This is a genomic window from Stenotrophomonas sp. GD03819 (assembly GCF_029841665.1).
Lineage (GTDB): Bacteria > Pseudomonadota > Gammaproteobacteria > Xanthomonadales > Xanthomonadaceae > Stenotrophomonas > Stenotrophomonas geniculata.
Genome location: NZ_JAOCEW010000003.1, coordinates 111,430 through 131,659 on the forward strand (window position 1 = coordinate 111,430; position 20,230 = coordinate 131,659).

Genomic DNA, 20,230 nt, shown 5'->3' on the forward strand with positions numbered 1-20,230 from the left:
CATCCGTGAACGAGCACCTGAACGACTCCCTGTGTCGACTCTTTCCCAGAAAGGACAGGACCATGAACCGTCATCGCACCCGCACTGCTCATCCTCATCAACGCCCGCTGGCGCGTGGAATCGTCCTCGCACTCTGCATGCTGCCGCTGGCCGGCGCCTGGGCCGGTGATCTGGACGGTACCGTTGGGTTGGTCAACAACGGCGACCCGATTGAAGAGTGGACACTGCGCAACAACGCGGTGTTGACAGTGGTCGGTGGGCAGACCAACAGCATCCGTGCGGTTGATTCACTCGTGTACATGTCAGATGCCACCATCAACCGCAGCGGCTCCTACCAGCGTGCTGTCGAGCTGGATGGCACGGCGAGCCTGCAGTCGGAACGCAGCACGTTGCGTGGCGGCGGCATCTTGGTCCAGGGCTCCTCGTCGGCGCACCTGATCGGCAGCCGCATTCTTGTCACCGCTGCCGACGGCCTGTTGCCGAGCAATCCACTCAGCATCGGCCTGACGCTGGGCAGCACCCCCGGCGGCATTCCCTTGCCTGGCGCCTGGTCCATTCTGGATTCCACCCATGTGCGCGTGGAGGACACGACAAGCGGTAGCGATATGTCCAGTGGTCTGGGCGTGCGCATGGAAAATGGCCGGGTAGACATCGTCAATGGCTCGGAAATCGACGCCGACAACGTGGGGGTGTTGATGTACGGTTCGATCCATACGCCCGACACGCTACGTCTGGGTATTGACGGTTCCACTATTCGCTCCGGGCGCGGCGCGGCGATCCGCGTGGGCGCCGACGAGGCTGCCGACTTCGAGATCACCGTGGCAAACGGTGCACGGTTGATCGGGGGGAATGGCAACCTGCTGCAGGTGGACTCGCTTACCGGTAGCAGCACGCCGGGGGCCAGCCATGTGCGCTTCAACGTGGATGACACGCGCCTGATCGGCAATGTCAGCTTCGATGCCGCAACGGTTGATGGCAGCCTGGACGTCTTCCTGCGCAACAAGGCGCAGATCGACGGCCACTTCATCAACGTCACCACTGCCAGCATCGACAGCGATGCCACCTGGCTGATGACCGGTGACAGCAACGTCGGCCATCTCACGCTGGGCGCGAGCGGTACCGTCGCGCTGGGCAATGGAAGCAGCTTCAACACCCTCAGCCTGGACGAGTTCACCGGCAACGGCGGCACCCTGTTGTTCAACACCCAACTGGGTGACGACGCATCGCTGACCGACACGCTGGTGATCGCCGGCGATGCCAACGGCCAGGCCAACGTGCGCGTGCTCAATGCCGGCGGTGCCGGTGCGAAGACCGATCGCGGCATCGAGCTGATCGATATCGGCGGCGCGTCCAACGCTCAGTTCGATCTGGTCGGCCGCGCTGTGGGCGGTCAGTACGAGTACTTCCTGGTGAAGGATGCCAATGGGAACTGGTACCTGCGCTCGGAACTGGGCGGTGCGCCGGACCCGTGTCTGGCCGACCCGACCCTGCCGGAGTGCACGCCGGTGGACCCGGTCGATCCGATCGACCCGCCGACGCCGATCCTGCGCCCGGAGACCGGCGCGTATCTGGCCAACCAGTTCGCGCTGGACCAGATGGTGCGCCATACCTACCGCGACCGCCAGGGCGGCGCCGCTCCGGCGGATGGCATCCGTGGCTGGGCGCGTGTTGACGCTACGCAAAGCAAGCTGGGTGCGGTGGATGACCAGCTCGACCTGCGCGTGGACCGCTCGCGCCTGCAGCTGGGTGCGGACATCGGCGTGTTCGATGACGGCCGTGGCCGCGTCGGTGTGATGGGCACCGCCGCACGCAGCAGCGCTACCTCGCGCTCGGACGTGACCGGTTTCAGCGCACGCGGCAAGGTGGAAGGTGGCGCGCTGGGCGTGTACGGCAACTGGGCCAACGACGCCATGTACGTGGATGCCAGCGTGCAGCGCGGCCAATTCCGCAACCGTGTGCAGGGCGAGGGCCTGGCCGAGGAGCGCTACGACTCGGACATCTGGCAGTCGTCGGTGGAAGCCGGTTACCGCTTCGACATCGGCCAGATCGGCGGCACCGCGCTGAGCCTGCAGCCGGAGCTGCAACTGGTCTACACCGACGCGAAGACCGACGTGCATACCGAAATCAACGGCACCGTGGTACGTGCGCAGGGCAACAGCGGTTTGTCCGGCCGTGCCGGCCTGCGCCTGCAGGGTGAATCGCGCTCGGCCGCGGGGGCCTCGGTCAGCCCGTACCTGGCGGCCAACTGGTACCGCGATGGCGCTGGCAATGGCATTGCCTTCGATGACGAAGTGCTGAAGGCCGGCATTCCGCGCAACCGTTATGAATTGAGTGCAGGTGCACGGGTGGAATTCCGTTCCGGTTTCAGTGCGTGGGGCGGGTTCGGGGTGATACGCGGTGACAGCGGGTACCGCGAAGCGACTGCCAACCTGTCGGTGGCGTACAGCTGGTAATGGAAAGAGAACGGCGCCAAAACAATCCGGCGCCGTTCCACTGTGCACGATGCGCTTTCTGTAGAGCCGAGCCCACGCTCGGCTGATCTCCGATCAGATCACGAAGAACGCCGCGCTTCGCGCGGTGAGCCGAGCCGAGCATAGGCTCGGCTCTACAGTGAAGCCGTGCGAACTCTGACGCAATCGCCTCACTCTGCATGACCACGCAACGCGCGCATGCAGATTGCAACAACTTTGAATTTGAAACTTTTCTGATTGGTACAGCGGCACCTTCGTGCGCATCATGTGTCCGCCACCGACAACGGGTGGCACGGGCTTGCAATCCCGTTAGGTTGATGTGTTTGGTTACGCTTGCCTGTCGGCGTCGCTCGTCCCTCGGGCGACGTCGACAGGCATTCCGTCCGCGTTTACATGGCGGGCGGTGCGTGGGGGCCTCGTGCCCGCTGGCGCTTTTACATCAACCTCCGGTATTGCAACCACGCACCGTCCGCCACCCTCGCTGTTAAGCGGGGTGGCCCCTTGCTTCGCACACAAGGACGCCGCCATGACCACGTCACACTATCCCCATCTGTTTGCCACCTTGGGCGAGGCCGCCACGCGCCTGCCCGACGATCTGGCGCGCACGCTGGAAAGCACCTTCGCCGCACTGCAGGAGGTCGAAGCGCCCGGCACCATCACGCTGCTGCACTGCCTGCAGCACATCCGCCAGGGCGACGCCGCCGATGGACAGCCGTGGCCGGGCAAAGGCCGCACGCCGGGGCAGCGGCTGGCACTGGCGCGCATCGACCGCGCCAATGCCGGGCTGACATTTCTACTTGAACTGCTGCACGCCACCGAGCGCGTGCGCGTGGATGGCGAGATCAGCCAGCAGGTGGACGATGACGCGCGCGAGGGGTTGCTGCTGGCGTGCCGGGGGTTGGCCGAGTATGTGGATGTGCAGCTGCACGCAGCTTAGCGGCTTCTGTAGAGCCGAGCCCACGCCCGGCTTGCCTGGAGCCTGACCGAAGAGCAGCCGAGCGTGGGCTCGGCTCTACAGGGCCGTACCGGCTTTCAATCGTAGGCGGCGGTGACCACGATCTCGGTGGAGATATTGCCGGCGTTGATACCACTGGTGTTGGGAATGAAGTAACCCGCGCGCAGCGGATAGGACGCCGTCGCGCCAGAGACAGCCACCGGAATATCGGTGTCGCCCTTCTTCAGATAGGTGTTGCCGGTCGCGCCGGCCAGCAGCGCGACCGTCACACCCGTTGCTGGCGTGGTGGCGGCAGTGTTCTTCCAGCGCTCCGGATCGCCGTCGGCGGCCGTGCCATCGAAGGACAGGCGCGCGCGGCTGACACCCACGCAGCCAGTGAAGTTCAGTGCACCGGCCTTCACGCTGCTGGCGGCACCTGGCGTCATTTCATCGGCCTTCACCGGGTCCAGCGCGATCGCCGGGGCCGCCAGCGTGCAGGTGCCCGGCAGCACGCGGCCGCTGATGGTGAGAGTGGCCTGGGCATGCGCGGTTGAAGCCATCAGGCACAGCATCGGCACTGCAATCAGTTGAAATCGGGTAGGGAACATGGCGTTGCTCCTGCAGGTTGATTTGAGGAAACGAGGGATCACGGTGCGGTGATGTCCATTGGATCGGCTGCACGTACTTGCAGACCTTCCGGCGGCAGCGGCTGCGGCACGCACACGGCCTGGCTCCACGACAACCCGTAGGCATCCGGCGCCTCGGGCATGCGGTAGTCGATGCGGCAGCGCCGCTTGCCATCGGGATCGACGATCAACGCGCCGCTGTCCTGCGCACCGCGCAGCTGGATCACCCCGCCCTGCCCGACTGCACCGGCCGGCGCGCCGTCTTCGCCCTGCACCACCGCCGCAAACGGCAGCGGCTGGCCCAGCGCGTCAGTGGCGTCGATGAACAGCGTGCGCTCGCGGCGCACCTGGAACGGCACGCGCACGATGCCACCGGCGGTGGGTGCCACACGCTGCGAGGTCTGCAGCAGCTCCACCTCGATCGGCAGGCCGGAGGGATCCAGGTCGATGGTGTTCCAGCGATAGGGACTGATGTGCGGCAGCAGCGCGTAGCCGTTGCGCGCCACGCGCAGGTCGGTGCTGCTGCCGATGCGTGCGCCCTGCGCACCCGGCGCCTGCACCAGCGCGAAGCCGTCGCCCACGGGAGCACCCAGGTTCAGGCCACCGCTGTGCAGCGCCACGCTGCCCGATGCGCCAAGCGACAGGCTGTGGTAGTCGCCACTGCGGCTGTAGCCGGCATTGAGATTGCCACGGCTGCCTTGCCACGCGGCATAAGCACTATGGCTGTTCTGTCCATTGCCTTGTGCGCTGGACAGGCTGTAGCTCAGCGCACGTGACTCACCCAGGCTGCCGGTGATGCCCAGCTGCGACTGCCTGCCACTATCGGCCTGGCTGAGCTGGGTGCTGGCACGCGGTGCGTTGGCGCTACGGCCCAGCGGCACGCTGAGGGTGAACGCATAGCGCGTGTCCTGGCGGCCATCGCCCATGCGGAAGCGCAGCGCGGACACACCGTAGTTGACCCGCCCCAGCGTGCTCTGGAAGCCCACCTGGAAATCGTTGCGGCGTCGGGCGCTGTCCCAGTAAGACACATGGCCGCCGCTGAGATACAGGTTGCTGCGCTGGCCCACCCTCTGCGAGAAGTTCACCTGGTAGCGCTGGCGGGCGCGCTGTCCCAGCCCCCAATCGTCGTTCTGCACCCGCGCCACGTCGTTGAGGCTGAGAAACCCACGGGTGCTGTAGCGGTACGCAGCCAGGCCGACATTGGTACCGGTTCGCGCCACATAGCGCTGGTAGTTCAGGCGGAAGCTGTTGCCCGCAATGGTTTCGCTGCCGCGCTGCCAGGCGCGCGAATGGGTGACATCGGCACCAAATGCACCGATGGCGGTGTTGACCGCAGCACCGGCCAGCAACGCGCGATAGCCCTCACCCAGCTGGGCGCCACCCAGCACGGTAAGCCGGTTGTTCACGCCGCGGGCATAGGTTCCTTCGGTGAAGCGCAGCGTCTGCAGCGTGTTGCCGGTGTCGCGCAGCTCGCCGGCAGTGACCGCGAAGCGCGACGAACCCGCGCGAAGCGCCTGCGGAACGGCCGAGAAGTTGACGCTGAAACGCTGCACGCGGCCATCTGCTTCGGTAACGCTGACGTCCAGATCGCCGCCGAAGTTGGTGGGATACAGATCCTCGATGGTGAACGGGCCCGGCGCCACATTGCTTTCGTGGATGATGCTGCCGTTCTGGCGGATGGTGACCACCGCATTGCCTTCGGCGATGCCCTGCACCATCGGCGCATAGCCACGCAGCGAATCGGGCAGCATGCGCTCGTCGCTGGCTACGCGCACGCCGGTAAACGGCACGCTTTCGAACAGCTCGCCGCCGGTGTTGCCCTGGCCCAGCAGCAGTTGGCTGTTCCAGCGCGGAATGTCGCGCTGTAGATGGCTGCTGATGACCTCGTGCCGGGTGCCCTGTCTGCCATGGGTGAACGATGCGCGGTGGCGAAGGCGCCATGCGCCCAGGTTCACGCCTGCCCGCAACCCAAGGTAACTGCTGTCGCTGCCTTGGCTGCGGTAGTGGTTGGCGCTGTAATCGATGAAGGCAGCGGTGATGCCGTCGTCGCGCAGTTCCGGTGCCACGAAGCCACGCGCGGCGATGGCCTGTGCCGCCTGCGGAATGCTGAGGGACAACTGCAGCTCGCCACTGTCGAAGGTGCTGTTGGCGCCCTCCACCAGCGCTGGCAGATCCACACAGCTGCTTTCTTCGGCGGGCAGTGCCTCCAGGAATGCAGGCTTCAACGGCAGGCCGCGCACCAGCGCCGGTGACAGGCACGGCACCGCAATCTGCGGGTCGTTCTGGATGACGAAACGGATGTCCTGGCTGCGCAGGTACTCGCCGTTCACATGCACGTCCACCGCGTAGTCGCCGGCCGGCAGCGGATTGCCGTTGGCGTATCGCGCCATGTCGATGGCTTCGCCGCCGATCAGGAAACCTTCGCTGAACTCGACCGGGACTGCCGTGGCATCCAGTGCGAATCCAGCCGACAGCACCCCACCGATGGCGGCGCAGAGCGAGCGCGTGGCGGCACGGGTACGATTGACAGCCATCATCGGTAGTCGGCGGTCAGCACCGCCTCGCCCTTGACGTCGCCGGGCACCAGCGGATCGGCCGTACGCAGATAGCGCGCACTGAACGGAATGGCCTGTTGCCCCTTGCTGGACCAGCCGTGCGACCACGCCTGGCCGAACTGCACCGGCTGGCCACCGCGCAGCAGCTGCACCTGCACGCCACCGGCTGTGGTACCTGGAGCCGGTGCCAGCTGGCCGTTGCGGCTGCCCGGGCCATTGGCGTCGGCCACCGACAGCTGCACGTCGATGTTGTCCATCGGGCAGTTCATCGCAACGTCGAAGCTGGATTCCTTTGCGTTGCTGCCGCTGGCGGCGAGTTCGTTGGCGACAACGTCGTCGAGCGTGTGGGACACGTTGGCGAGGGTGCAGGTGACGGGGGGGACGGTGATCTCCAGCCGCACATGGTGCTGCATCGATTGACTGGGGTCACCCTCAACCGACGAGGTAATGGTGCCCAGGTTGGTCATGGGGATGCTCTCCATCGCGCCGCCGCGGAAGAAGAACGCCAGAAACACACTGACCGTCATCGGCTCATCAGCAGTGAGCGTATAGCCCGGATTTCTATTTGATCCACCTATCTCCAGGGCCGGACCACCGAACGCCCCCACTCGGGTGGGTCGCACACTATGAGCAAAGCCAATCAAGGGCGAACGCGGACCCAAGCTGTACAGCTTGTACAGAGTGCCCCCATAGGCTACGTCCCGCTCGTAGGAGAGACCCGCCGATGGCGCATCGATGATGAATGCAGTCGTTCCAGCATCACATTCGAATCCACTGGCGATGGCCCCTGTATTGGCAACCCGATAGAACGTATCTGGCCGATCTACGTTCGGCATGGTCAGCAACACGGTCAAATCCTGATCACCCGGATTCAACCTCACACAGCCCGCACTGGCCTGCTGGGCTTGCAGCGCAATCGCAGCAGTCATCAATAGCACCAGCAACCCGGGCACACGCGATCTGCACCACGTAGCGACGGGAAGTAGGGCGGGAGCGCACACGGCAATTCTTCCGGCAACCAATCGAGGCCGCGCAGTCTAGGCAGTGCGGCTACCGCTTTCTATCGGATTAATTGCAGTTCGCGAACGTCAACGCGCTTTTGCAACTTGTTGCATTCCGTGGCCTGGCGCGCGCGTCGAAACTGGCCGCGCTGGCTGCCGTGGGCGGCCACTGCGTGCCTTCATTCCACAACCGAGAACTGTCATGTCCCTGACGCTCCGCCTGCTGTCCCTTTCCGTCTTCGCCATCGCCGCGTCGTCGGTGTCTGCCGAAACGCTGGAAATCACCGGCGAACTGATGACCTCCACCTGTTCGGTGGGCTCCACCGGCGGCACCATCACCGTGCCGATGGGCAAGGTGGATCTGGCCTCGGTCAACGCCAGCACCCGTGCCGGCCAGAAGAACTTCACCATCGCCCTGGACTGCTCGGGTTCGGGTGCATCACAGGATGTAGGTGTGCGTTTCGGCGGCACGCCCCACGGCAGCACCGGCAACCTGGCACTGACCGCAGCCTCGACCGCCACCAACGTGGGCGTTGCCCTGTACGACGCTGCGGGCAACCAGCAGAAGATCGGTGAGGACCCGGCCGTGTGGGTGACCATCGCCGCCGGTGGCAGCGGCCAGCTGGACTACAGCGCGTGGTACGCCTCGCCGGCCACCAACGCGACCGCTGGCACCGCCAATGCCTCGGGCGACTTCGTGGTGCTCTACAAGTAACGCGCTTCCGGCAGGCCGGCGCCACGCAGCAACGGCCTGCCCCTTTCAACGAGGTTGACCATGAAACTCCGCGCCATGACGTGGATATGCGCGCTGCTGTCTGTCTCGGTAGCCCTGCCGGCATCGGCTGCGGTGACGCTGCAGGGCACGCGCATCGTGCACGATGCCAGCAAGGGCCGCGACGTGACAGTCAGGGCCAACAACGTGGGTGAACTGCCGGCGATGACCCAGGTGTGGATCGATGACGGCGACAGCCAGTCGCGCCCGGAGAACGTACGCACGCCGTTCCGGCTGACACCGGCCGAGCCACGCCTGCTGCAGCCCAAGCAGGGCCAGGCATATCGCGTCACTTACGCACCACGCCCGTCGGAAGCACCGCTGCCGACCGACCGCGAATCGGTGTTCTATTTCAATCTGCTGGACATTCCGCCCAAGCCCAGCGATGCCAGCGGCAGGAACCTGCTGCAGTTCGCGGTGCGTACACGGGTGAAGCTGTTCCATCGCCCCGCCGGGCTGCCGGGCAATGCACGCGATGCGGCGGCCACGCTGCAATGGTCTGCCGATGGTGATGCCCTGCAGGTACGCAACCCGAGCGCGTACCACGTGTCGTTGAGTTCATTGACGCTGGTCGATGGCCGCCGCGTGGAGGTGGACATGATCGCGCCGGGGGCACAGGTGCGCTATGCGCTTCCGGAAGGTGCAGCGATGCCCGCAACGGTGGCGTTCAAATGGCTGGATGATTACGGCACGCCCCGTGAGGCCGAGGCGCGCGTTGATCGGTAAGCGTAGATCGGGCTTCCGCAGTGCACCGGCAACGACTTGCGCCGAGGGTGGCAGACGCGTCACGCTGCAGGCCACAGTCTCACATCGCAGGTTCGCACCATGGCGTCACCCCTGGGCTCCGTGCTTGCCACCCTGCAAGGCTTGCAGCGCCGGCTGCTGTTCGGTGGCGGTGCCATCTTGACCCTGCTTCTCCTGGCCGCCGGCTGCGCCGCACTGTGGCTGCGGCTGGAAACGGTGCACCTCAACGAGCGCGAGGCGCTGCAGCGCGGCCAGCAGACGGTGGATCGCTACATTGGCGAGCGCAGGCGGGCCTACGTGGCCAGCTTGAACACCAACGCCATGCTGTGGGCTACCCAGCAAACCGCACTGGTGGCCGGTGGCCTGCCTGTTGCTGCCCGCTTTTCAGCACAGGATGGCCAGGCCGGCGTGGTGGCACCCGGCGCCCTGTCCGTCCCCTGGCTGGCGCTGTCCCCGCGCGAGGGCCGTCTTCCGCCACAGGCGGAGGCGGCGTACCTGGGCATGGTGCAGACCTATTCGGCGTACATGGCCGCCACCGTCGCGGCGCAGGATTCGCCCACTTCCTTGATCTCCTTCGCCTTCGAACCGGAAGGGCGCCTGTTTGCGATCGCCGGGCTGCATGATGAAGCGCAGCTGCTGCAACTCATGAAGGTGCCTACCCGTGAACAGGCACTGGCCGCGCTGGCACAGACCGCCGATGCCGGCTGGCAGTCAGCGGGTGCGGACTCCGAGCTTCAACTGGACAGTGGCCGGCTGCGCGCCTACTTCGGCCGCAATCCGTTCACCGGCGAGGATGCACTGGTCACCCAGATGCGCCTGCGCAGCAATGGCACCCCCTTCATCAACCGGCTGACGTTTGAACCGCTTCAAGGCCTGCGCGAGCGGTTGGAGGAGGCCAGCCCGGGGACGTGGGTGGTGCTGGACCGGCAGGGAAACGATGTTCTGCGCAGTGCTGCGGACGCTGCGATTTCCGGGCCTGCGCTGCGCGCCGCGCCATCGCCCCGGCCTACGCTGTTGGCACTGCCTGCCGGCCGTGCCTTCGTGATGTCCGCACCCTTGCAGGGCATCGACTGGACGCTGCTGCGGCTCTACCGCTGGACCGACATCTGGACGGCGCAGCAGACCTATCTGCTCGGGGGCGGGCTGGCCCTGACCGCCCTGCTGGCCGCGCTGTGGACGCTGTTGCTGCTGGTGGACCGGCGCGTGCTGCGGCCGGCGCTGGAAGAAGCCGCACGGGTGCATGAAAGCGAAGCGTTGAGCCGCACGCTGATCGAAACGTCGCCGGTCGGCCTGTGCCTGCTCGACCAGCAGAGCGGGCAGTTGATCCTGCACAACCAGGCACTGGAGCAGCTGATCGGCGACACCACCGGCAACCTGTTGGACGCACTGGTCGGCCGCCTGGTGCAACGCGTTGACGGCCAGGTACACGGGCAGCTGTTCGAGGCGCCGTCCGCGGATGAGCACGGTCCATCGCGCTACCTGCAATCCATTGTGGCCGCCGCGCGCTACCAGCGGCGGGCGATCTGGGTCTGCGCGGTGACCGATGTGACCGCACAGACCGAAACCCAGCAGCGCCTGCTGGATGCACGGCGTCATGCCGAACAGGCCCAGCACGATGCCGAGGCCGCGGACCAGGCCAAGACCGCCTTCGTGGCAATGATCAGCCATGAAATACGTACCCCTTTGAGCGGCGTGCTCGGCCACCTTGAACTGCTTGCCCGCCAGACCATGCCGGCGGCGGCGCACGCGCATGTCACGCGCGCGCGCAGCGCTGCCGATGTGCTGCAGGGGCTGGTGAACGACACCTTGGATCTTTCCCGTATCGAAGCCGGGCTGATGACGCTGGAACCGGCGCCTTTCGACCCGCGTGCGTTGCTGCAGCAGACCGCGACACTGTTCGAGCCACAGGCCAGCGCAAAAGGCCTGCGCCTGGAGCTGCACACCGGCGATGCGCTGGGGCCGGCCTACGTGGCCGACGCAGGCCGCGTGGCGCAGGTGATCAACAACCTGGTGGGCAACGCGGTGAAGTTCACGGCATCGGGAACGGTGGCGGTCAGCATTGATGCCTCGGTGCAGCCCGATGGCAGCGAGTGGCTGCACGTGGAGGTGCGCGATACCGGCCCGGGCATCGATGCCGAAGCACAGGCCGTGTTGTTCAAACCGTTCGTGCAGGTCGGTGCCGGCTCGGCACGGCAGCACGGCGGCAGCGGCCTGGGGCTGGCCTTGTGCCAACGCTTCGCCGAACTGCTCGGCGGCACCCTTGGCGTGCGCAGCACCCCGGGCACCGGCAGCGTTTTCCGCCTGGACATTCCAGCACGCCGGACCACCGCCGTGGCAGGCACGCCGCCACGGCCAGCGCCTGTAGAGCGCGCGCATTCCCCGCGTGGCCACGCCTTGCTGGTGGATGACAGCGTGATCAGCCGTGACGTGACGCTGGGGCAACTGCATGCGCTGGGTTGGCAGGTCACCCTCGCGGCCGACGGCGAGGAGGCGTGGCAACGCTGGCGCGCGGGCCGGTTCGACATCGTGCTGACTGATCTGAACATGCCGCACCTGGACGGATACGGGCTGGCCCGGAAACTGCGTGCGGATGACCCCTCCATCCCCATCGTCGCACTCACCGCCAATGCGATGCCCGAGGACGCAAAGCGCGTAAGCGAGGCCGGCATGTCCACGCTGCTGCTGAAGCCGCTCGACCTGCCGTCGCTGGAGGCCGCGCTGCATGGATTCGACCTCGATCGCTCGGCACAGCCACCCTTACCTCCGGTGGTGAGCGAGGCGGTTCAGCGGCAGATGCGCGAGGCGTTCCTGCAGACCGCGCATCGCGACTACGCGGCGCTGACCCAGGCGCTGGACTGTGCCGATGCACCGGCCATGATCGATCAGCTGCACAGCTTCGCCGGCGCGCTGGTATTTCTGGGAGAGCCCCAGGCGGCGCGCAGCTGCCAGCAGGCCGAGCAGGCCTTGCGCAGCAGCGGTGCGACAGATGCGACGTCGAAGGCAACCGTCATTGAGGCCATCGCGTTGATCGCGGCTGGCATCGAACGTCAGGTTGCCGCGCAGCAGGCTTGAGCCCGCACCCTCAACCGGCGAAGTGCTGGTAGCCGCCGCCGGCGGCTTCGCCATCCACGTGCACGCCCTGCCCTTCGGCAATGCGGCCGATACGGGTCAGCGGCACATCCAGCGATTCGGCGAGGTAATGCAGCGCGTCGCGCTGGTCGGCAGCCGCCGTGAAGCACAGTTCGTAGTCGTCGCCACCCCGCAGTGCGCATTCGCGGGCGGTTTCGCGCCCAAGCAACTCACGCAGCGCATTCGAGATCGGCAACAGATCGGCATCGACATGCGCGGCCACCGCACTGCGCGTGGCGATGTGGCCCAGGTCGGCCAGCAGGCCATCGGACACGTCCACCGCCGCGTGCGCGAACGCACGCAGGCGCAGGCCCAGGGTGACGCGCGGGGTCGGCCGCAGCAGGCGCAGGCGCAGGCTTTCGTAGTCGGCCAGCAGGGTGGCGGTGGCCACGTTCAGCGCACCCTGCTGCCACAGGCGCAGTGCACCGGCGGCGTCGCCGAGGGTGCCGCTGACCCAGATGTCATCGCCAATCTGTGCGCGATCACGACGCAGCGCCTGGCCGCGTGAGACCTGACCCATCGCGGTGACCGACAGCGACAGCGGGCCACGCGTGGTGTCGCCACCAATCAGGGCGATGTCGTGCTGGTCGGCCAGTGCGAAGAAACCGTCGGCGAAGGCCTCGATCCAGTCTTCGCTGGCTTCCGGCAACGACAGCGCCAGCGTGCACCACGCCGGGCGCGCGCCCATCGCGGCGAGGTCGGAGAGATTCACGGCCAGCGTCTTCCAGCCGATATCGAACGCCGGCGTTTCGGCCGGGAAGTGCACGCCGCTGTTGAGCGTATCGGCAGTGACCACCAGCTGTTCGTTCGGGCGCGGCTGCAGCAGTGCAGCGTCATCACCAATACCGAGCACGATGTCGTCGCGCTCGACGGTGCGGGCGCGGATGCGGTCGATGAGGGCGAATTCAGCCAGGGACATGGGGCGTTCCCGTGGGGGTGGCGGCGATATCGGGGATCGGTGCCAACCAGGGTTGGCACCCACCAGAAGCGGAGTCAGGGCCGGTATCGACCCAGCAGGTCACGGCCCGTCCAGGACGAGCAGAACCGGGTCAGTGACCCGATTCGACCTTGCGCCATTCCACGGCAGCACGATCCAGCACGCCGTTGACGTAGGTGTGGCCGTGTTCGGAACCGAAACGCTTGGCCGATTCGATGGCTTCGTTGATCACCACGCGGTATGGCACGTCCAGGCGGTAACGCAGCTCGTAGGCGGCCAGGCGCAGCACCGCGCGTTCGATCGCGTCCACTTCCTCGATGCCACGGTCCAGGTACGGGCCGAGCGCTTCGTCGATGTCGCGGCGGTTGTCGAGCACGCCGTGCAGCAGTGCCTCGAAGTACGCCAGATCGGCGATTTCGCGGGCCTGCTCGTGAGCGAACTGGGCGATCAGCGACTGTGCGTTGCCGCCGGAGATCTGCCAGGCGTAGATGGCCTGCACGGCACGACGGCGGGCGCGCGAGCGCAGCACCGGATCGACGCCATCGCGGCGGACGGGTTTACCGGAGGGCTTGCCCTGGGTGTTCTTGTTCATGGCAGCTGCTCCAGAAGATTGACCATTTCCAATGCGGCGAGTGCGACTTCCTCGCCCTTGTTGCCGTGGCTGCCGCCTGCGCGGGCCTCGGCGTCTTCAACGCGTTCCACCGCCAGCACGCCGTTCAGCACCGGCACGCCGAAGTCCAGCTGCACGCGCATCAGGCCCTCGGCGCAGCGGTCGGCCACGTGTTCATAGTGGCGGGTATCGCCACGGATCACGCAGCCCAGGGTGAGGATGGCGGCGTGTTCATGGGCGGCAGCCAGGCGCGCGGCGACCAGCGGCAGTTCCCAGGCACCCGGCACGCGGATCACGTCGATGTTGGCTTCGGTGATGCCGTTGCCGGCCAGGCTCTGGCGGGCGCCAGCGACCAGCGTATCGGTGATGCGGGCGTTCCAGCGGCTGGCCAGGATGGCGAAGCGCGCCGATTCGGGAGTGCGAAGATCGCCTTCGAAGTGGCTCATATGCGGCTTGGGGGACTCGATAAGGGGGTAATTCTAGCGTGGATGGGCCCCGGCCGTGGCTGGCGGGGGCCTGCAGGGTGTGCCGACCAACGGTCGGCACCCACCACAGGCAGGGCATGGTCGGCACCCACCAGAGGGCGGACGGTGGGTGCCGACCGTTGGTCGGCACACCAAGGGGGTTACAGGGCCACCGTCTCCACCACTTCCAGGCCGTACCCGGCCAGGCCAATCTGGCGGCGCGGGGTGCCCAGCACGCGCAGCTTGCCCAGGCCCAGGTCGGACAGGATCTGCGCGCCGGCACCGTTGCGGCGCCACTGGCTCACGTCCTTGTCCTTGCCCGGCACCACCGGCGCCGGCTGCTGGCGCAGGCGGGCCAGCAGGGCCTCGCCATCACGCGGGGCCTGCAGCACCACCATCACGCCGCTGCCTTCAGCATCGATCGCACGCAGGGCATCGGTGGCGGCCACGCCGAAATCGTCGCGGCGCCAGTGCAGCAGGTCGGCCAACGGGTTTTCCACCTGCACCCGCACCAGGGTGGGGGTGTCGGCATCCGGCGTGCCACGGACCAGGGCGAAATGCAGGTCGTGGGCGATGCGGTCGCGGTAGGTGACCAGCTTGAACGGGCCGAATTCGGTCTCGATCTCGCGCTCGTCCACGCGTTCGACGGTCTTTTCGGTGGCCAGGCGGTAGGCGATCAGGTCGGCGATGGAGCCCATCTTCAGGCCGTGCTCGCGGGCGAACACTTCCAGCTCCGCGCGGCGCGCCATGCTGCCATCCGGGTTCAGGATCTCCACCAGCACGCCGGCCGGCTCCAGCCCGGCCAGCATGGCCATGTCCACGGCGGCTTCGGTGTGGCCGGCGCGGGTCAGCACGCCACCCGGCTGGGCGATCAGCGGGAAGATGTGGCCCGGCTGGTGCAGGTCCGACGGCTTGGCGTTGGGCTTCACCGCGGTGCGGATGGTGTGGGCGCGGTCATGCGCCGAGATGCCGGTGGTGACGCCCTCGGCGGCCTCGATGCTGACCGTGAAATTGGTCTGGAACTGCGCGGTATTGGCCTGCACCATCGGCGCCAGGCCGAGATCGGCGGCGCGGGTGCGGTTCAACGGCAGGCAGACCAGGCCACGGCCATGGGTGACCATGAAGTTGATGTCGCTGGCCTTGACCAGCTCGGCGGCCATGATCAGGTCGCCTTCGTTCTCGCGGTCTTCGTCATCGACGATGACCACCATGCGGCCCAGGCGGATGTCTTCCAGGATGTCCGGAATCGGGGCGAAATTCATGCGGCATCTCCGTGCGGGTGCTGACCGTTGGCCGGCACGCTGATCAACCGCTCCACATAGCGGGCGACCAGATCGATTTCAAGATTGACCGCGCTGCCTACGCCTGCGGCGGAGAAGGCAGTGTTGGCCACCGTGTGCGGGATCAGGGCGACGTCAAACCCTTCATCGTCCACTTCGTTGACCGTGAGGCTGACGCCATCCACGCAGATCGAGCCCTTCTTGGCGATGTAGCGGCGCAGCGAGGCCGGCGCGGCGAAACGCCAACGCTGGGCACGCGCGTCTTCGTGGATGGACAGCACCTGGCCGAGGCCGTCGACGTGTCCGCTGACCAGATGGCCGCCGAGGCGGTCGGTCGGGCGCATGGCACGTTCGAGATTGATGACCGCCCCTTCGCCCAACTGGCCCAGCGTGGTCAGGCCCAGGGTCTCGGTGGAGGCATCGGCCTGGAAGCTGCTGGCGTCGAATGCGATGACGGTGAGGCAGACGCCGTTGATGGCAATGCTCTCGCCCATCTGCACGTTTTCGAACGGCAGATTCCCGACATTGAAGGTGAAGCGGACATCGCCGCCGATGGATTCGCGTGCGGCCAGACGGCCGACGCCTTCGATGATTCCAGTAAACAAGAAACGTTCTCCGCGAAAAGTGAGCGAAAAACGCCGCAAGGCAAACAGGCACGCGCAGGGCATGAGCCCTGTGGCACCGTCTTCTTTCATCCGGACTATGACCGTCGGCTCCGGCATTGGACCGGATCTGCTGACCCCCGGCCGTGGGCCGGGGCGCTCGCGGGCTCGTGCTTGCGCACCTACCGCCGGTGGGGAATTGCACCCCGCCCTGAAGACGTTTGTGTACCGGCGAACCGGCCCGGCTAGTGTACCAGCCCGGGCTGAACGGGGTCGGATGCCACAGCTGTGACGGCCGTCGCTCGCAACTTGTAAAACTTTCATTAAAATTCCACCCTGGACGACATGAGGTCGCCACGGGCAGCCCGCTGGGGCAGGCCCGCCAAAGGACTGAAATTCACAGGAATTCCCATGCGCAAGATGCTGATCGTGGCCGCCCTGCTGGCCGCCGCCCCGCTCTCGGCTTCGGCCGACGCCCTGAGCTACACCTACGTCGAAGGCGGTTGGACGCAGGTCAAGGTTGACGACAACGCACTGGACGACCCGAAGGTCGACGGCGGCTACCTGCGTGGCTCTGTGGCCATCGCCGAACAGGTCTACGTGTTCGGTGGCTGGTCGCGCACCAGCAAGACCTACCATTACAGCGACGGCTCGCTGAAGCTGGAACTGAACCAGCCGGAGCTGGGCATCGGCTACCACATGCCGTGGACCGACCGCCTGGACTTCACCGCCGATATCGCCTGGGTGCGCCAGAGTGCTGAACTGACCGACCGTTACGACGGCTACAGCGACCGCTACAAGGACCACACCAACCTGGGCCGCGCCACCCTGGGCATCCGCGGCAAGCCGTCGCGCATGACCGAAGCCTGGGCCAAGGCCGGCTACATGGACGGCGGCAACAACTTCAAGGGCACCTGGGTCGGCACCGTCGGCGGCCAGATCAACTTCACCAGGACCTGGGGTCTGGTGGGCGAGATCTCCGGCTACCGTGACGTCACCCAGTACTCGGCCGGCGTGCGCGCCAGCTTCTGATCCAACGATCGCTCCTCGTCGTGCGATCGAACGGGCCCCGCAAGGGGCCCGTTTTTTGTCCGCTGCACACCGTCACCTGGCTGCATCGCGCCATCGAAAGTGTGGGCAGATGCGCTAGGCTTGCGCGCCTCTGGAACAGGAAAACACCGTCATGAAGACCCCCACCCGTACCCTTCTGGCCAGCGTGCTGCTGTGCGCCCCGCTGATTGCCAGCGCTGCACCGGCCCAGCTGACGCCCGAGCAGGCCTTCGACCTGTACGCACGCGTGCTGCTGGAAGACGACGCGGTCGCCACGCGCACGCTCAACGACGCACTGAAGCCGGCCTTCGAAGGCCAGGACGCCGTGACCCCAAACCCGGGTGCGCTGGCCAAGGCATTGGCCGAGCCCTGGCAGACCGTGCTGGCCAGCGCCGGTGACAAGTCCGACGCTGCGGCCACCGAAGCGCTGTATGCCAAGGCGCTGCGTGATTCGAAGTGCCGCGCGACCAAGAGCGTGGTCGAAGACAACGAATACGTTGAAGACCAGAAGCTGGCGCGGATCACCTACAGCTGCCAGCTGCCCGACCTGGGCAAGGTCCGCCCGCTGTTTGCCGCCAGCCTCGCGTCTGACGCCAGCCCGGCCGCGCGCAAGCAGTTCACCGATGCCTACACCCAGGCACTGCAGAGTGGCGTGCGCGTGCCGGTCAGCGGCACCTTCACCCTGTACCCGGCCAAGGACAACGGCTACTGGTACAGCGGTAATTTCGACGATCTGGTGGGCACCGTAGCCGGTGCGCTGGCGCCGTTCGAGGACTGGATGCAGGATGCACAGGCCGCCAGCGCGCCGAAAGTAACCGGCGTACCGGGCTGCGACCTGCTGCTGCAGCAGCACCGCGCCTGCGTGGCGAAGATCGCGCCGGAGCAGATCAGCGGCGTGGATGCGATGGCCGAGGAACTGAAGGCCAAGGCGCAGGTGCAGTCGGCCGAGGAGATGACGCAGGAGTGCAAGGCACTGCGCCCGATCGCCGAGATGATGTGGACCGACGAATGCGCGTGAGCTGGTAAGCGGTAGCGCCGGGCCATGCCCGGCGACGCCCGCAACGCTGCACATTTTCAGACAAGTTGCATGGATCCGTGCAAGGAACGCCCCTGATCCTCAGGGCCCTCCTGGATTGCCCGTGTGCCGCCATGCTGAAACCCGTCTTCATCCTGCTGCTGGGAGCACCGCTCTGGGCGGTAGCCTCCGCGCCAGGCGATCTTTCGCCGCAGGCCGAATACACCCTGCAGGCGCAGGTGCTGCTGCACGACGATGCCGCGGCCCGGCAGATACTGCGCGAGCAGGGAGAGGGATACGAGCCTGCCGTTGCCCTGGAGTGGCAGTTGCTTGTGGACGATGTGCCTGCGGCACTCGCGCGGCAGGGTTCTACTGCGCCTTCCCCGGCTGCCACGCGAGCCTTTGTGCAGGCACTGGCAATGCGACTGCCGAGGGTCAGCTGCGCTGCCCGGGAGTTCGTGCCGTCGGGATCGCCGGAGATCGGCCTGTACCCACTGGTCTGCCAGCATCCCGACGTGGAACCCCTCCGGCAGGAGTATCTGGCGTTGCGGGCCGCGCCTGAAGCAGGGCGCCAGGCACGCATCGATGCGCTTTTCCTGCGCTGGGCGGCGATGCTGCGCGACGGACCCGATGTACCACATTGCAGCCGGGTCACCGGGTGGTCCCAGGCACGCCATGCGTTCGCCCATGCCGAGCGTGTGCATCAGCTCTACCAGACAATCCTGTGGCGATTGCTGCCGATCGAGTTGTGGCTGGGTGAACCGCTGCTGCCGCAGGAGGATGAGCTGTGTGATGACGTTTGAAGTCCGTCGGGCTCAACCCTGCACTACCTGGGCCCGTTATGTCCGCAGCAGCAACCTGATGTCTTCGCCCACCTGCCGCTGGTCGACCACGCGCAATCGGCGCTGCTGGTCCATCGCCTCGATGCCGAGGCCGGCCAGCAGCGGACGACCGTTATCGCCCAGCAGCGTGGGCGCCTGATACAGCAGCAGTTCGTCCACCCAGCCGCCGCGCAGCAAGGCACCGGCCAGCGTCGCGCCGGCTTCGGTATGCACTTCGTTGATGCCACGTTCGGCCAGCAGCGCCAGTACCGCGCCCAGGTCCAACCGCCCATCAACACAGGGCACGCTGGCAAATTCGGCGTCGGCCGCATCCGGTGCGCTCACTGCTGTGCCATGCAGGTACAAGGTCGGCGCCCCACCCTCGCGCACACGGCTGCATTCCAGCGAGCGCAGGCGTGAATCAAGCACCACGCGCAGCGGCGGCATCACCTCGGTATCGGCCAGGCGCACGGTCAGCATCGGGTCGTCGGCCAGCACGGTGTCGGCGCCGGTCAGGATCGCACCCGAACGTGCGCGCCAGTGCTGCACGTCTTCGCGCGCGGCCGGACCGGTAATCCACTTGGAGCTGCCATCGGCCATCGCGGTACGGCCATCCAGGCTGGCGGCCAGCTTCACCCGCAGCCACGGGCGGTTGCGCTCCACGCGCGACAGGAAGCCCTTGTTGAGCTCGCGCGCCTGTGCCGCCATCAGCCCTTCGGCGACGTCGATGCCTGCATTGCGCAGCAGATCGAAGCCACCGCCATCGACCTTGGGGAACGGATCGCGCATCGCCGCGACCACACGCGACACGCCCGCTTCGATCAGTGCCAGCGCACACGGTGGCGTGCGCCCGTAGTGCGCGCAGGGTTCCAGGGTGACGTAGGCGGTGGCGCCACGGGCGTCGCTGCCGGCCTCGCGCAGCGCGAACACTTCAGCATGCGGGCCACCGGCGCGCTGGTGCCAGCCCTGCCCGACCACGCGTTCGCCATGGGCGATCACGCAGCCGACCATCGGGTTGGGGCGGGTGGTGTAGGCGGCACGCCCGGCCAGGCGAAGTGCGTTGGCCATGTGCAGGTGGTCGAGGACGGAGAACGGGGTGGTCATGCGGCCATGGTAACGCCGCCGGTGTGCATCCATGCCATCAGTGCCAACCAAGGTTGGCACCCACCAGAGCAAAGGAGATCCACGCCATCAGTGCCAACCAAGGTTGGCATCTACC

Annotated in this window: 17 protein-coding genes and 1 riboswitch; of the genes, 8 read left to right on the forward strand and 9 right to left on the reverse strand. The window is 66.7% G+C overall.

What is annotated here, in order from left to right:
* The first annotated feature begins 62 nt into the window (after nt 1–62).
* Together N5D45_RS02870 and N5D45_RS02875 are read left to right on the forward strand one after the other, a co-directional pair.
* Entirely contained in the window at nt 63–2,453 is a 2,391-nt protein-coding gene (locus tag N5D45_RS02870) for an autotransporter outer membrane beta-barrel domain-containing protein (RefSeq protein WP_279938437.1), read from the forward strand.
* A 544-nt stretch (nt 2,454–2,997) separates the two neighbouring features.
* Complete coding sequence (locus N5D45_RS02875) at nt 2,998–3,408, forward strand: hypothetical protein (protein WP_279938438.1); 411 nt, start codon at nt 2,998–3,000, stop codon at nt 3,406–3,408.
* A 95-nt stretch (nt 3,409–3,503) separates the two neighbouring features.
* On the opposite strand, the gene N5D45_RS02880 is transcribed toward N5D45_RS02875, so the two are convergent.
* The 3 genes from N5D45_RS02880 to N5D45_RS02890 are packed head-to-tail and all read right to left on the reverse strand — an operon-like array spanning nt 3,504 to nt 7,515.
* A complete protein-coding gene (locus tag N5D45_RS02880) occupies nt 3,504–4,013 on the reverse strand; it encodes a fimbrial protein (RefSeq protein WP_279938439.1) in 510 nt (169 codons plus the stop codon).
* 38 nt (nt 4,014–4,051) lie between these two features.
* Nucleotides 4,052–6,568, reverse strand: coding sequence for a fimbria/pilus outer membrane usher protein (locus tag N5D45_RS02885; protein ID WP_279938440.1), 2,517 nt, complete (start codon nt 6,566–6,568; stop codon nt 4,052–4,054).
* Nucleotides 6,565–7,515 carry a fimbrial protein gene (locus tag N5D45_RS02890; RefSeq protein ID WP_279938441.1) on the reverse strand — a complete coding sequence of 317 codons (951 nt, stop codon included), beginning with the start codon at nt 7,513–7,515 and terminating at the stop codon, nt 6,565–6,567. The genes N5D45_RS02885 and N5D45_RS02890 overlap by 4 nt, the downstream gene beginning before the upstream one ends.
* 274 nt (nt 7,516–7,789) lie before the next feature.
* Between N5D45_RS02890 and N5D45_RS02895 the strand changes: the two genes are divergently transcribed.
* The 3 genes from N5D45_RS02895 (at nt 7,790) to N5D45_RS02905 (ending at nt 12,175) form a co-directional block, all read left to right on the forward strand.
* Nucleotides 7,790–8,302: a fimbrial protein gene (locus N5D45_RS02895; protein ID WP_279938442.1), complete on the forward strand. Its 513-nt coding sequence runs from the start codon at nt 7,790–7,792 to the stop codon at nt 8,300–8,302.
* Between the two features lie 60 nt (nt 8,303–8,362).
* Nucleotides 8,363–9,085 (forward strand): fimbria/pilus periplasmic chaperone, encoded by a 723-nt coding sequence (locus N5D45_RS02900; RefSeq protein ID WP_197656662.1) that lies wholly within the window; start codon nt 8,363–8,365, stop codon nt 9,083–9,085.
* A gap of 99 nt (nt 9,086–9,184) precedes the next feature.
* Complete coding sequence (locus N5D45_RS02905) at nt 9,185–12,175, forward strand: ATP-binding protein (RefSeq protein WP_279938444.1); 2,991 nt, start codon at nt 9,185–9,187, stop codon at nt 12,173–12,175.
* Between the two features lie 10 nt (nt 12,176–12,185).
* On the opposite strand, the gene thiL is transcribed toward N5D45_RS02905, so the two are convergent.
* From thiL to N5D45_RS02930, 5 genes are all read right to left on the reverse strand, one after another.
* Entirely contained in the window at nt 12,186–13,151 is a 966-nt protein-coding gene (gene thiL / locus N5D45_RS02910) for a thiamine-phosphate kinase (RefSeq protein ID WP_057504223.1), read from the reverse strand.
* A gap of 130 nt (nt 13,152–13,281) precedes the next feature.
* Nucleotides 13,282–13,761, reverse strand: coding sequence for a transcription antitermination factor NusB (gene nusB, locus N5D45_RS02915; RefSeq protein WP_005408062.1), 480 nt, complete (start codon nt 13,759–13,761; stop codon nt 13,282–13,284).
* On the reverse strand, nt 13,758–14,225 hold the full coding sequence (gene ribH, locus N5D45_RS02920) for a 6,7-dimethyl-8-ribityllumazine synthase (RefSeq protein WP_005408061.1): 468 nt from the start codon (nt 14,223–14,225) through the stop codon (nt 13,758–13,760). The genes nusB and ribH overlap by 4 nt, the downstream gene beginning before the upstream one ends.
* Before the next feature lie 179 nt (nt 14,226–14,404).
* Nucleotides 14,405–15,505 (reverse strand): 3,4-dihydroxy-2-butanone-4-phosphate synthase, encoded by a 1,101-nt coding sequence (gene ribB, locus N5D45_RS02925; RefSeq protein ID WP_279938445.1) that lies wholly within the window; start codon nt 15,503–15,505, stop codon nt 14,405–14,407.
* Nucleotides 15,502–16,128 (reverse strand): riboflavin synthase, encoded by a 627-nt coding sequence (locus N5D45_RS02930; protein ID WP_164192276.1) that lies wholly within the window; start codon nt 16,126–16,128, stop codon nt 15,502–15,504. The genes ribB and N5D45_RS02930 overlap by 4 nt, the downstream gene beginning before the upstream one ends.
* Before the next feature lie 74 nt (nt 16,129–16,202).
* A riboswitch (FMN riboswitch) is annotated at nt 16,203–16,348 on the reverse strand.
* Nucleotides 16,349–16,536: 188 nt separating this feature from the next.
* Between N5D45_RS02930 and N5D45_RS02935 the strand changes: the two genes are divergently transcribed.
* The 3 genes from N5D45_RS02935 (at nt 16,537) to N5D45_RS02945 (ending at nt 18,993) form a co-directional block, all read left to right on the forward strand.
* Nucleotides 16,537–17,157 (forward strand): hypothetical protein, encoded by a 621-nt coding sequence (locus tag N5D45_RS02935; RefSeq protein WP_010481980.1) that lies wholly within the window; start codon nt 16,537–16,539, stop codon nt 17,155–17,157.
* A 151-nt stretch (nt 17,158–17,308) separates the two neighbouring features.
* Nucleotides 17,309–18,193, forward strand: a complete 885-nt coding sequence (locus tag N5D45_RS02940; RefSeq protein ID WP_279938446.1) for a hypothetical protein — start codon at nt 17,309–17,311, stop codon at nt 18,191–18,193.
* 131 nt (nt 18,194–18,324) lie between these two features.
* Complete coding sequence (locus N5D45_RS02945) at nt 18,325–18,993, forward strand: hypothetical protein (protein WP_279938447.1); 669 nt, start codon at nt 18,325–18,327, stop codon at nt 18,991–18,993.
* A gap of 36 nt (nt 18,994–19,029) precedes the next feature.
* On the opposite strand, the gene ribD is transcribed toward N5D45_RS02945, so the two are convergent.
* Nucleotides 19,030–20,115, reverse strand: coding sequence for a bifunctional diaminohydroxyphosphoribosylaminopyrimidine deaminase/5-amino-6-(5-phosphoribosylamino)uracil reductase RibD (ribD, locus tag N5D45_RS02950; protein WP_279938448.1), 1,086 nt, complete (start codon nt 20,113–20,115; stop codon nt 19,030–19,032).
* Nucleotides 20,116–20,230: the final 115 nt, after the last annotated feature.